Raw genomic sequence first — 12,165 nt, 5'->3', positions numbered from 1 at the left:
TCAAAAGGGAAATTCTTTTGAGAGCTTTTTGATTAGTTATTTTCTGAATTATTTTGTTTATTTATCAAGTATTGCCTCAAGAAAGCTACTTGAATTACTGCTGGTATAGTAACCCTATAAGCAGGACCTGCCACGTCAGCTAACGTCCAAAGACCTGTTACAACCCAGCCTACTGGACCTGCAAATATGCCAATGGTTCTCGTTAGAGCAGCATTGGCTGCGAGACCAAGTCCTCTACCAAATAAAATTCTAACAATGGTATTTGCAACAATAAGGGCAATTTTATACATAGCAAAACCACTCACCAAAATACTTGCTTGCATAGCAGCCGTTATCGCCTGCGGTTTAAAATCGGTAGTATTTAAGCCAAATTCATTTGCTACTTGTTTCAATTCCTCTTCACTCATTTTTTCCAAGCTATCAGATAGAATTTTCATAAACATATTTTGCTCTATCATTTGTGTGTTTTGAGCCTTAGAGTAATTAACTTTAAGCTTATCGCAAACATCGCATAAAATTTCTTTGTATTGTACGCCACCGCCTCTAAATACATTTGCAAAGCTGTTGCCACCAAAGCATTGAAGCTCGCCCATAATAAGCTCTATGTACTCTTTATGATTTGGATAAAATCTTTTAAACAAGTCATTACTTGTAAGATCTTGTGTAATCCTTTCATCACCCTCCTTGCCTTTTATAATATCAACGAGATCATTTAGCTCGTTGCTATCAAGCTGCCTTAAAAACTCCAAATCTGAATCAAATTTGTAAGCCATTTTTACTCCTTTAAAGATAATTCAAAATACTATATAAATAAACCTTAATAAAATTTAAATTTAGGTAATTATTTCTTAAATAATAGTTAATACAAGTAATAATTACTTAGTTGATAAGTAAGTACATTTTAAAAAGAATTCCCATAAAAAGGCAAAAAATGGGAAATAATCTATCAAAAAGAGATATTGCAGGAATTTTAAAAATTGATACAAAAACTCTTTATAATTGGAGAAAAAATAAGCCAGAGCTTTATCGTCTGATCATGCTTGGTTTTAAATTTGATGAACTTTTAAAGCAAAGTGAGAAAAATTTAAATGAGTTAAAAGAGTTAGCAGAAGAAAATAAAAATTTTAGACTAAAATAGCCACTAAACGTTATTTTTAAATTCCGCTACTCTCATCTTTGCAGCCTGCGTGATATCGTCCTCGTAGTCATAGAAGTTAAAGGTCGCTCCGTGCTGGAAAAAGCCGTTTAGTATATCGCCGCTTTGGCGGTTTTTCAGATCAAGCTCCGCCACCTTAAAGCCGTCATTTGTTGCGCAAAATTCTTTTAGTCTTGCTGGCACCTCTTTTAGCTTGGTAAATAAAAAGCAGTATCCATCGCCGCCATTTCGCCCCACTCTGCCTCGCAGCTGATGAAGCGTGGCAAGCCCTAGCCGCTCAGCGCCCACGATCACTATCGTATTTAGCCTTGGCAGCGAAATTCCGACCTCAACAACGGTGGTTGAGAGCAAAATTTCACCCTCTTCTCTAAATCGCCTTAAAATTTCCTCTTTATCTTTGTCCTTGCCGTGCGTGACGAAGACATTTTTGAAATTCTTTAGCCAAAAGCCCTGTGCCTCGCTTAGACTTTGGTAGTTTGAGCTCTCACTGCTCTCAACTAGCGGATAGATGATGGCTACTTGAAAGCCATTTTCTACCTGCTTTTTGATGTGAGTTAGCAAAAAGCCAAACTCGCTAGCGCCTAAAATTTGGCTCGTTATGTTTTTCTTAAATGGCATCTGCTTTAAAAAGCTAAAATTTACGATCTCAGACTGGATTAAACTTAGCGTCCTTGGTATTGGCGTAGCTGAAAACTGCACGAAATTTGCTCGCTCGTCCTCGCTTGAAGCAAGCTCCTCTATCTTTTTGCGCTGGTTTGAGCCAAAGCGGTGCTGCTCATCGACCATAACAAGCGGCGAGTTTGGCAGCTCGTGAAAGAGTAGCGCATGCGTGCCAACGATCAAATTTACCCCGCTAAAGTCTATCTTTTTCTCCCCGCTTCGCACCAGCATCACATTCATAAAAGGCGGCAGCAGCCTCTTTGCCTCGTTATAAATTTGCTCGCTTAAGATGCTTGTTGGCGCCATCAAAATGGCACTTTGCGGATAGACGCTAAGCGCTGCTGCTAGGATCACAAGCGTCTTGCCACTTCCCACATCGCCCATTATGACGCGCCTTTTTGCCTGCGTAGCAGCAAGGTCATCTCTGATATCATTTATGGCGTTTATCTGATCGTTTGTCGGCGTAAATGGCAAGCCATTAAGCCAAGAGCTTATGTCAAAAAACTTGATTTTTGGGCTTTTAAAGTAGGTTTTTTTGGCACTTAGCTTTTTTATGTAGTTAAAAATTTCTACAAATTTTAAGATTTCTAAGCCCTCGCCATCGTTTTTTAGGCGGTATAAAATTTGCACGCTTTGCTCATCTAACCTTTGCAGATCAGCTAGAAATTTAGCCTCTTTTTCGTTTAAGCCCTCGGCTAGTAAATTTTGCAAATTTAGATATTTTAAGATGAGTTTTTTTAGCTCTTCGTCTTTTAGCTCGGTCTTAAATTTAGGCACGATCTGGCCTATTTTTGTGGTGATTTTTGGATTTACGATCTGCCACGAGCCAAAGGCATAGGAGCAAAGCCCATATATCGCCATCTCTTTGCCCACCTTAAAAGCGCCGTAGTGCCAAGACTTTGCGTTAAAAATGACGATCTTTACGCTACTTTGCCACTGCTCGCAAAAGGCAAGCGCTGTTAGCATGCCAGGGCGCGAGGCGAGTGAGGTGATCTTTACATTTATGCAGACTTGCCCCTCTCTTGGGCTCTTAGCGATCGTCGTATCTTCAAAGCCCTTTGGTAGCACGAGAGCAAGGTCAAGCAGGCTAAGCACGCCTATTTTTAGAAGTTTTGCTCTGTCGCTTGCTTCAAATTTCATTTTTTAAGACGCAAAAACTTAGCTCGTATATCTCTGCGTGGGCTTTTATGAAGCTATTTAGCTCACTTAGCGAAAGGGCTGAAATTTTATCAAGGTCCTTTAAAAATGCCCCAAGCTCGCCATGCTCATAAAACTCGCCTTGCGCGATATCAAGGCGTTTAAATAGCGTCTCAAGTCTAAGCGGCAACGAGCCAAGTAAAAATTTCTTCGCCTGCTCAAGCTCAGCCTTGCTAACGCCTTTTTTACTAAATTTTAAAATTTCCTCTTTTATAACTGCGATAGCTTCATCTTTTTTCTCATTTTTTGTCTGCATGTAGCCGTAAAGCTGGCTGTAAGAGAGATTTAGCAAATTTCTAGCGTAGGCGCTGTATGCAAGCCCTCTTTTCACGCGTATCTCCTCCATGAGCCTCGAGCCAAAGCCACCCTCGCCTAAGATAAATGTCGCCACTGCGGCCTTGTATTTTTCTTCAGGCTTTACATCAAATGGCGCGCCAAAATAGATGTAGGCCTGCTCGCTTTGCCTGATGATCTCGCTACTTTCGCACTTGTCACTTGGGCTAAAGCGCTCTAGTTTTCGCACCTTGCCAGGTTTTAGTATTTCTAAAACGCTAGCAAGCTCTTTTGTCTGCTTCTCGTCGATGTCGCCACCTAGCACGCAAAGCAAATTTGAAAGGTCTAAATGCTCGTTTAAAAATTTGCTTACATCTTCAAGCATGATAGCTTTTATGCTCTTTTTAGTGCCGATACTAGGCTCTGAAAGCACGCTTTTTGGATATAAAAGCTCAAAGAGCCCCTGCCTTGCCACGTAGTCAAAGTCGTTTTCATTTGCTGCGATCTCGCCAAGTGTGACAGTCTTGCACCTATTTAGAATTTCTTCTGTTAAATTTGGAGCGCTTATAAGCTCTTTTAGCTTGCCGCACGCAAAGGCAAAGTGCTCTTTTAAGCAGTTTAGATCGATGCAAAATGTCTCAAAGCCGCAGCTTGCGTTTAGGCTGATCGCCCTTGCTTCAAGCTCTTTAGCGAATTTAGCCGAGCCTAGCTTCATATCGCCCTCGTTTAGCAAATTTGCACTTAGCCTTGCAAGGCCTGCAAGCTTGCCATTTTGCGAGCTACCAGCTGCTTTGAAAACTAGTTTTAGGCTCACTACTGGCATCGCTTTTGAGTTTTCAAAAACGACTGGGATTTTTACATTTTTTACATTGATATCTAAAATTTTCATCTAAAATTTCTCCAAAATATCGTAGTTTGTGTTGCGCTTGGCTGGAATTTCTCCGACATCTTTTATAAGCTCGATCATCTGGTCTTTATTCATCCTAAAGCTTGCTCCTGCGGCCTTTACGACGTTTTCCTCCATCATCGTGCTACCAAGGTCGTTTGCACCAAAAAGAAGCGCTAGCTGGCCTACGTAGCTGCCCTGTGTGACCCAGCTGCTTTGGATATTTTTAAAGTTATCCAAAAAGAGCCTTGAGACTGCAAGAAGCCTTAGATAGACATTTGAGCTTTGCTTTTTGATCTCAGGGATTTCTTGCATGAGCTTTGTATTTAGCCCTTGAAAGCTCCAAAGTATAAAGGCTCTAAATCCAGCCGTTTCATCTTGTAAATTTCTGATATGCTCCCAGTGCTCCACGATCTCACGAGTGCTCTCGACCGTGCCAAACATCATCGTCGCAGTCGTCTTCATGCCAAGCTCGTGCGCCTCTTTGTGTATGCGAAGCCAGTCTGCGGTGTCGCACTTTTTAGGGGCGATGATGTCGCGAACGCGGTCGCTTAAAATCTCCGCTCCAGCCCCTGGCATCGAGTATAAGCCCTTTTCGTTTAGGCGTCTTAGGACCTCTTTTGTAGAAATTTTTGAAACTCTTGCGATGTAGTCGATCTCAACGGCTGAGAAGCCATGTATCGTGATGCTTGGATAGTGCTTGCTGATGTAGCCGACAAGCTCCTCGTACCACTCGATCTTTAGCTTTGGATGAACGCCGCCTTGAAATAAAATTTGCGTGCCGCCAATGGCGATAAGCTCCTCGATCTTCTTGCCGATCTCCTCAAAACTTAGCACATAAGCGTCTTCCTCTTTTGCGTGGCGGTAAAATGCGCAAAATTTACAATCCACCCAGCAGACGTTTGTATAGTTGATGTTGCGATCTACGATGAAGGTCGTTATGCCTTCTGGATGAAGCTCTTTTTTTCTAGCTAGCGCCATCTTGCCAAGCTCGTGAAGCGGTGCATTTTCTATAAGATCGATGGCTTCATTTACACTAAGTCTTTTCAAATTTAACCTTTTATTTTGCTTATTTTTGGGCGAGAGTTTAGCCAAAAATGCTTTTAAATATGATAAATCAGGCGTTATGAAAAAATTAATTTTTAAAGGCTAAAATGTGAGAAATTCTTTAAAGGAGCGAGTTATGAAAAAGGTGATATTTGCCGTTATCTGCGGGCTATTTTTAGTTGGTTGTGCCAAAAATGAGCCAAAGCCAGCTGGGCCTCAAGGAGCAAGTTGTGGATGTGCTCATCATCAAAAAATGATGCAAGAAAAGATGCCAAGCTGCCCACATCACGGCATGCAAGGTGTGATGCATGAGCAAATGCCAGCAGGCTGCCCAGCTCACACAAAATAATTAAAGTGCCAAATGGCACTTTAATTTAATATAACTTTGTCGCCTTTAGTACCTAAAACCTGCACTTTCTCGCCATTTTTTAGCGCTCCGTCATACTTCCAAAGAGTGCCTTTAAAATAGACCATATTTTCTCTGATCTCACCAACTCCTGGCTCATCTAAAAATTCTTCGTTAAAGCTCTCTTTTTTAGCCATAAATTTACTCTTTAAAGGCGCTTTTAAGAGCGCAAGCAAGATAAATGCAAGCACTAGGACAGCTAAAATTTGAAAGCTCCACTCAAAGCTAAAGCCAAAATTTATCGCCCCAACGATGATAAAAGCGACGCCAAAAAATAGCAGATAAAATGAAAATAGCATAAGCTCAGCCACGCACAAGAGCGCGCCGATGGCTATCATTATAAAAGGACTTATCACGCCTTATCCTTAGCTAAGAAATTCTTTAAAACGCTAAGCGAGCCAATTAGCTCAGTCGCTTCGTAAGGGACTAAAATTTTATCTTTTGAGCTATTTTTAGCTAGCTCGCTAAATGCCCCGACTCTGTCACGCGCAAGCAAAAATTCAGCCGCATTTGCGTTTTTACTCATGCTATCATTTATCATATCCATAGCCTCTTTTTGAGCCGTTGCGATGGCGATTTGCTCGTATTTTTTCGCATCAGCCATACGCTCGATCGCCTCTGCTTGAAGCACTTTTTCTTGTTTTAGCGCCTCTGCGTTTCGGATTAGCGCCTCTTTTTCAGCCAAGGCTTTTAGCTCGATCGCGCGCTTTTCACGCTCAGCCTTCATCTGCATATTCATCGCCTCTTCGATGCCAAGTGGGACAGAAATTTCAGAAATTTCAACCCTCATGATCTTTACGCCCCAGTTGCCAGCAGCATCGCCAAGAGCCACTTGAAGTGCGGCATTTAGACGGTCACGTGAGCTTAGCGTATCGTCAAGATTCATCGCACCTATCTCACCACGAAGCGTTGTCATGGCCAAATTTGCAATGGCGCGTTTGTAGTTATCTACGTTATAAACCGCCATTTTTGCGTCAAAAACCTTTAAAAAGACGATGCCATCGACGCTAATATTAACATTATCTTTTGTGATGACTTGCTGTTTCGTGATATCAACAAGCTGCTCTTTTATAGTTATGATCGCCCTTATCTGATCGACAAATGGGATGATAATGTGAAATCCCCCATCAAGCACCTTGTGAAATTTACCAAGTCGCTCGATCAGCAAGTTATCTGCTTGCGAAACGATCTTGATACCAGCTTTTAAAAACAAAAATGCAAAAATAACCAAAACAACGACTAAAACGCCAAATGTCTCAACTTGCATCTTCTCTCCTTTAATTTATAATTTGTTATTTTCTTAAGTATTATAATACATTTTAAATTTTATTTTCAAAAAGGATCAGCATGAAAAATTTTATCTTTGCACTAAGTGCGGCTCTACTTTTAGCAGGTTGCGCTACGTCAAACCAAAGCGCGAGCGTCCCACAAGGCAAATGTGAAGTAAAAGGCAGTTGCATGGCTCCAGTAAGCAGCATCGAAGGCACTTACAAGGCGTTTTTACCTTGCGCTAGCTGCATGGGTATAGACTCAACCCTTACACTTAAAAAAGACGGCACATTTGAAAGTGTGATGAACTACAAGTCAAAAGACAACTACAAAGCCGTTAGCAAGGGCAAATACTCGCTCAAAAATGGCGTCATCACAACGGTTGATGAGTATAAAGAGAAGAGCTTTTATAAGATCGAGGGTGAAAATCTAAAGATGCTTGATATGGATCAAAAAGAGGTCACTGGCGAGCTAAAAGACAAATACATCTTCAAACGCGTAAAATAAATTTTAAAGGCAAAATGATATAATTTTGCAATTTTTAAGGAGTTGCAAATGAAATATCTTTTTGCCATACTTATCTCATTTTTCATCATTGGCTGCGCGAAAAATGAAAATTTAAAGCCACAAAATCAAGAACAAACACAAAAACCAAAAGAAGAAAAACCCCTAGTTAGAGACGAAAAACCCAAAAAACCAGAAAAACTAATACTTTCAAACTCTATCTACACGAGCTACTACACGACATTGCCATGCTCAAACTGCGAGGGCGTGAAGACTATCTTAACTCTAAATAAAGACAAAACCTACACAAAAACTATGCTTACGATGGATAAGGCTGCTACTTTGGTAGAAAAAGGTGGCACATTTGATGTCGATGAGAGCGCTATCGTGCTAAAAGATGAAAGTGGCACGCTTAGCTACTTTGTACCAAATAAAAACTCACTTCTTCAGCTTGACGATAAGAAAAATAAACGAGTTGGCGTGCTAGCTCAAATTTATAACTACGAGCCGGTAAATAAGGCATACAAAGATAGTTTTTTTGCTAGATTTTCTAAATTTAAAGACAAAAATGGCTTTTTAGAGCTTGTGCTTGTGCCTAGTAAAAATGGTGCAAAGATAAGCTTTTACTCATCGCTAAAAGATGGCTCACCACTTTGCAAATTTAACTCAGAGCTGCTTTATGACAAGGGCATTTTTTACCTTTTGGATGAAAAAGGTGTGACTTTAAGCGTGCATAAAACTGCTAACGACATCTTCATAATCGCAAATGATAAAATTTGCAAAAACGCTCACATAAGCGGACACTACAAAAGAGAAAAAGGCAGATCTAGCCTCTTTGGCAAGGGCTTTTTTGCAAAACTTACAAACGAGTCAGCAAATGCTGATGTGATGAAATTTTATGGCGCAAAAAACATAAAAAGAGACAATACTAAAAAAGAAAATAGCTACATCGTCACAAGCAAAAACGAGAGAATTTTTGAATACACCTTGCTAAATGGCATCATAACAAGCATTGAAATTTACTCAAACGAGTTTAAAACTCCAGAAAATATCAGCCTAAAATCAAATTTCAAAGATATAAAAAACGCCCTTGTTATCTCTAAATTTCAAAGCGACGCAAACAATATCTATCTAAAAATAAACAGCCACGACATGCTCATAAAGCTTAAAAATCCACTCGCACAAGAGATAACAAGCTTAAGCCAGATCCCAGACGAGGCACAAATAGAACAGATAACTCTCATGTGGAACCAGTAGTTTGAAAGAGTATCTTAAGCTTTTAAAAGACGAGAGAAATTTCCGCCTTTTAAGCACCATCCAGCTCATGTGCTACTTTGGTGTGTGGTTCTCGCACACTGGCATCTTTACGCTACTTATCTCGCTTGACGCTCCTGTTTGGGCGCTTACATTAAGTGCGGCGATGGCGTTTACCCCAGGTGTCGTCATCGCTCCGTTTAGTGGCATTTTGGTTGATAAATTTAGCCCAAAACCTATGCTTGTTATCATGATGGCGGTTGAGACAATAAGCGTTTTTATGCTGCTTTTTATAAATTCACTTGATTATTTATGGCTGCTTTTGCTTATCATTTTTATTAGAAACGGTGTTGGCGGGATGTATTTTCAAGTAGAGATGAGCGTGCTACCAAAAATTTTAAGCAAAGAGAGCCTAAAGCTTGCAAACGAGATCCACTCTATCATCTGGGCGGTCTCATATACTGCTGGCATGGGGCTTGCAGGCGTTTATATACACTTTTTTGGCATCAAAAGCGCCTTTTTGCTCGACGGAGCTCTTTATCTTTGCAGTTTTGGCTTTTTATATCTTTTAAAGCTGGACGAGCTAAAGCCAGAATTTATAGAAAAACCTCTAAAAATGCTCAAAAATGGGCTTAAATACCTAAAAGAAAATAGGCTCATCGTGCATCTTATATTTTTGCACGCCTTTGTTGGCATCACAGCTTATGACGCATTGATCGCACTTTTGGCTGACTATAGATACGCAAATTTGCTCTCAACCTCGCTAGTTATTGGCCTGCTAAACGCCTCAAGATCGATCTCGCTTATGTTTGCACCGGCCTTGCTTAGTAAATTTATGAATAAAAAAACGCTCATCTACATCTACATCGGTCAAGGGCTTGGCATCATCATCTGGGCACTCTCTTTGCGAAATTTTTATCTCTCACTCATTGGCATCGTCTTTGCTGGATTTTGCACGTCAAGCCTTTGGAGCTACACCTACACGCTGCTTCAGCAAAACTGCCAAAAAGAGTTTTACGGCAGAGTGATCGCGTATAATGATATGGTTTTTCTTGGATTTAGCGCACTTATCTCATTTGCGATCGGCTTTTTATACGAGCTTGGACTAAGCGTGGAGATGATCGCAGCCTTTATGGGAAACCTCTTTTTTGTTGGAGCCTTTTACTACCACGTAGTTTCAAAAAGGTATGAGATAAGGTAATAATATTTATTTTTAATTAAAATTTTCAAAAATATTAAATTTTTTAAAAACTAATATTCAATTATTTTATAATTAACCGATATAAAATTCAAATCATTATGTAAAGGAATTCGTGTGAAGTCAATCACCAATAAAATAGCGCTAATGTTAATAGTTGCTCTATGTATTTCGTTTGTGGCTATGTCAGCCGCTAGTTATTATACTGCTCAGAGTAAAACCATCGAGCTAGTCATCCAATCTCAACGTCAAATTCTAAAAGATGTAAAAAACGCTATAAATACATTTTTTGACGAGAATACACATGCCGCAAATGGCATCGCCCAAAGGCTAGAAAAGCTAGAGGATAGAAGCCAGATAAATGAAATTTTAAGCACAACAAAGCTAATCGTATCGCCTGAGATAGAGAGAATTTTTGTTGGATATGAGAGCGATGGTGCGATGTACCGCTCAAATGGTAAGAATGAGATGCCAAAAGACAATGGCTACGACCCAAGAACAAGAGACTGGTATAAGATCGCAAAAGGCGCAAAAGCAACTTTTTCTGATCCTTATAAATCATCAAGCTCAAATGCCATGATGATAGCATTTTCAGCACCTATCGGTGATAAAGGTGTCGCCGCCATGAATGCTGATATTTCAAGCCTCAGTGAAGAGATCATGAGCATCAGCAAGACTGATTATAGTTATGCTTACGTAGTAGATAAAGACGGCAAGATCATCATCCACCCTGATAAAAATTTGATCAACACAAAGCCTGAAATCACTAAGCAACTAATAGAAAAATATAAAAATAAAGAATTTAATGAAAACGGACTAATTGCATATAAAAACACAAAGGGCGAGGATAGATATGCTGACTTCATAGAGCTAAACGATCGTGGCTGGCTGGCTATATCTGCTATGCAAAAAGATGTATTTACCACAAATACTATGCCCCTCCTAAAGATCCAACTAATCCTAGCAGTGCTATTTATCGTTATCCTCTCAGCATTTGTCTATTTCTTACTTAAAAAGTCTCTTAACCCTATAAAAACCATCCAGTCTAAGCTTGATGATGTATTTAAATTTGTAACTTACGAAGCAAAAGCACCAAGCAAGCTAGAGGTGAGATCAAATGATGAATTTGGCGAGATGAGTAAAGCGATAAATGAAAACATCGATAAAGTCATAGCTGGCATCAAAAAAGATAGCACTATGATAGATGAGCTAAATAAGGTAGCAAATTTAATGATCAAAGGAAACCTTGGAGCAAAGATAGGCTCAACTCCAAACAACCCATCGCTAAATGAACTAAAAGAGCTACTAAACAAATTCTTTACATCTATCTCAGCAAATTTAAAGGGCATAACAAATGTTCTTAGCTCATATACTAAAAACGACTTTACAGCAAAGGTTGAGATAAATGAGGAGCTAGAGGCTGATCTAAAGGCTATGATACTTGGAGTATCTAATATGAGTGAAGTAATTTGCACTATGTTAAACTCAAATTTAAATGATGCCAAGATGCTTGAAGAAAAGGCTACAACTTTGGCTTCAGCTATGAAAGAGCTTACGCAAGGTGCTAGCACACAAGCAAACTCACTTCAAGAAAGTGCTGCTGCAGTTGAACAAATGTCTAGCTCAATGAATGCAATAAGTCAAAAAGCAGAAGACGTAACAAGACAATCCGAAGAGATAAAAAATATCATCGTAATAATAAGAGATATAGCAGATCAAACAAATTTACTTGCTCTTAATGCTGCAATAGAAGCAGCAAGAGCAGGAGAACATGGTAGAGGATTTGCAGTTGTTGCTGATGAAGTAAGAAAACTAGCAGAACGTACTCAAAAATCTTTAAGTGAGATAGAGGCAAATGCAAATGTACTTGCTCAATCAATAAATGAGATGAGTGAGTCTATAAAAGAGCAAAGTGAAGGCATAAATATGATAAATCAATCAGTTGCCCAAATAGATAATCTAACAAAAGAAAACGTGGTAATTGCTAATAAAGCCAATGAAGTAACAAGCGATGTTGATAACATGGCTAAGACAATAGTAAGTGAAGTAAGAAAGAATAAATTTTAATCAAACTGCTTCATAAATCTTAATAAATTTCAACCTGGTTTAGACTGGGTTGGAATTTGTATATTTTTAACTTCTGGACTTTAAATTTAATCTTTAATTTAACTGCTTTAAATTCTAAACTTTAAATTTAACATACAAAAAGCTTCAGATAAATTTTAAAATTTGAAAAGATAGCTTGATTAAATTTATAGATTTCTCTTTATTTAAAAAGGAAGACAAGAGGACTTGAATTACGCTCTGCTTACAGT

At 39.3% G+C, this 12,165-nt stretch carries 12 protein-coding genes and 1 pseudogene; 7 read left to right on the top strand and 6 right to left on the bottom strand.

Features of this window, described 5'->3' with window-relative positions:
* Positions 1-32: 32 nt before the first annotated feature.
* Positions 33-773 (bottom strand): DUF3944 domain-containing protein, encoded by a 741-nt coding sequence (locus CYO90_RS01415; protein WP_103578176.1) that lies wholly within the window; start codon positions 771-773, stop codon positions 33-35.
* 158 nt (positions 774-931) lie between these two features.
* Between CYO90_RS01415 and CYO90_RS01410 the strand changes: the two genes are divergently transcribed.
* Positions 932-1,138 (top strand): transcriptional regulator, encoded by a 207-nt coding sequence (locus CYO90_RS01410; protein WP_103578175.1) that lies wholly within the window; start codon positions 932-934, stop codon positions 1,136-1,138.
* Positions 1,139-1,141: 3 nt separating this feature from the next.
* Here the strand turns inward: CYO90_RS01410 and recG are convergent, their stop codons facing one another.
* The 3 genes from recG to CYO90_RS01395 are packed head-to-tail and all read right to left on the bottom strand — an operon-like array spanning position 1,142 to position 5,222.
* Positions 1,142-2,956 carry an ATP-dependent DNA helicase RecG gene (gene recG, locus CYO90_RS01405; protein WP_103578174.1) on the bottom strand — a complete coding sequence of 605 codons (1,815 nt, stop codon included), beginning with the start codon at positions 2,954-2,956 and terminating at the stop codon, positions 1,142-1,144.
* Positions 2,946-4,175 (bottom strand): M16 family metallopeptidase, encoded by a 1,230-nt coding sequence (locus tag CYO90_RS01400; RefSeq protein ID WP_103578173.1) that lies wholly within the window; start codon positions 4,173-4,175, stop codon positions 2,946-2,948. The genes recG and CYO90_RS01400 overlap by 11 nt, the downstream gene beginning before the upstream one ends.
* A complete protein-coding gene (locus CYO90_RS01395) occupies positions 4,176-5,222 on the bottom strand; it encodes a dehypoxanthine futalosine cyclase (RefSeq protein WP_103578172.1) in 1,047 nt (348 codons plus the stop codon). It abuts the gene before it with no gap.
* 106 nt (positions 5,223-5,328) lie between these two features.
* Between CYO90_RS01395 and CYO90_RS01390 the strand changes: the two genes are divergently transcribed.
* Entirely contained in the window at positions 5,329-5,568 is a 240-nt protein-coding gene (locus tag CYO90_RS01390) for a hypothetical protein (protein WP_258030617.1), read from the top strand.
* A 20-nt stretch (positions 5,569-5,588) separates the two neighbouring features.
* On the opposite strand, the gene CYO90_RS01385 is transcribed toward CYO90_RS01390, so the two are convergent.
* Both CYO90_RS01385 and CYO90_RS01380 read right to left on the bottom strand, forming a co-directional pair.
* Positions 5,589-5,981: an NfeD family protein gene (locus tag CYO90_RS01385; protein WP_103578170.1), complete on the bottom strand. Its 393-nt coding sequence runs from the start codon at positions 5,979-5,981 to the stop codon at positions 5,589-5,591.
* On the bottom strand, positions 5,978-6,892 hold the full coding sequence (locus CYO90_RS01380) for an SPFH domain-containing protein (protein WP_009294606.1): 915 nt from the start codon (positions 6,890-6,892) through the stop codon (positions 5,978-5,980). Before CYO90_RS01380 ends, CYO90_RS01385 begins: the two co-directional genes overlap by 4 nt.
* Before the next feature lie 80 nt (positions 6,893-6,972).
* Here CYO90_RS01380 and CYO90_RS01375 point away from each other — a divergent pair, with 80 nt between their 5' ends.
* The 5 genes and pseudogenes from CYO90_RS01375 (at position 6,973) to CYO90_RS10730 (ending at position 11,917) form a co-directional block, all read left to right on the top strand.
* On the top strand, positions 6,973-7,401 hold the full coding sequence (locus CYO90_RS01375) for a copper resistance protein NlpE (protein ID WP_103574947.1): 429 nt from the start codon (positions 6,973-6,975) through the stop codon (positions 7,399-7,401).
* A gap of 48 nt (positions 7,402-7,449) precedes the next feature.
* On the top strand, positions 7,450-8,655 hold the full coding sequence (locus CYO90_RS01370; RefSeq protein ID WP_103578169.1) for a copper resistance protein NlpE: 1,206 nt from the start codon (positions 7,450-7,452) through the stop codon (positions 8,653-8,655).
* Between the two features lies 1 nt (position 8,656).
* Positions 8,657-9,853, top strand: a complete 1,197-nt coding sequence (locus CYO90_RS01365) for an MFS transporter (protein WP_103578168.1) — start codon at positions 8,657-8,659, stop codon at positions 9,851-9,853.
* Positions 9,854-9,997: 144 nt separating this feature from the next.
* Positions 9,998-10,645 (top strand): annotated as a pseudogene (locus CYO90_RS10735) (cache domain-containing protein); the annotation flags it as partial.
* A 108-nt stretch (positions 10,646-10,753) separates the two neighbouring features.
* Positions 10,754-11,917, top strand: coding sequence for a methyl-accepting chemotaxis protein (locus tag CYO90_RS10730; protein WP_429827810.1), 1,164 nt, complete (start codon positions 10,754-10,756; stop codon positions 11,915-11,917).
* The last annotated feature ends 248 nt before the right edge of the window (positions 11,918-12,165 follow it).

The organism is Campylobacter concisus (genome assembly GCF_002913745.1).
Classification (GTDB): Bacteria; Campylobacterota; Campylobacteria; order Campylobacterales; family Campylobacteraceae; genus Campylobacter_A; species Campylobacter_A concisus_R.
This window is presented reverse-complemented; position numbering and strand designations above follow the sequence as displayed.

What these genes read in the sequence shown, in the direction of transcription:
- CYO90_RS01415 (WP_103578176.1), bottom strand. Translation starts at nt 773, where the DNA reads ATGGCTTACAAATTTGATTCAGATTTGGAGTTTTTAAGGCAGCTTGAT.
- CYO90_RS01410 (WP_103578175.1), top strand. Translation starts at nt 932, where the DNA reads ATGGGAAATAATCTATCAAAAAGAGATATTGCAGGAATTTTAAAAATT.
- recG (WP_103578174.1), bottom strand. Translation starts at nt 2,956, where the DNA reads ATGAAATTTGAAGCAAGCGACAGAGCAAAACTTCTAAAAATAGGCGTG.
- CYO90_RS01400 (WP_103578173.1), bottom strand. Translation starts at nt 4,175, where the DNA reads ATGAAAATTTTAGATATCAATGTAAAAAATGTAAAAATCCCAGTCGTT.
- CYO90_RS01380 (WP_009294606.1), bottom strand. Translation starts at nt 6,892, where the DNA reads ATGCAAGTTGAGACATTTGGCGTTTTAGTCGTTGTTTTGGTTATTTTT.
- CYO90_RS01375 (WP_103574947.1), top strand. Translation starts at nt 6,973, where the DNA reads ATGAAAAATTTTATCTTTGCACTAAGTGCGGCTCTACTTTTAGCAGGT.
- CYO90_RS01370 (WP_103578169.1), top strand. Translation starts at nt 7,450, where the DNA reads ATGAAATATCTTTTTGCCATACTTATCTCATTTTTCATCATTGGCTGC.
- CYO90_RS10730 (WP_429827810.1), top strand. Translation starts at nt 10,754, where the DNA reads ATGCAAAAAGATGTATTTACCACAAATACTATGCCCCTCCTAAAGATC.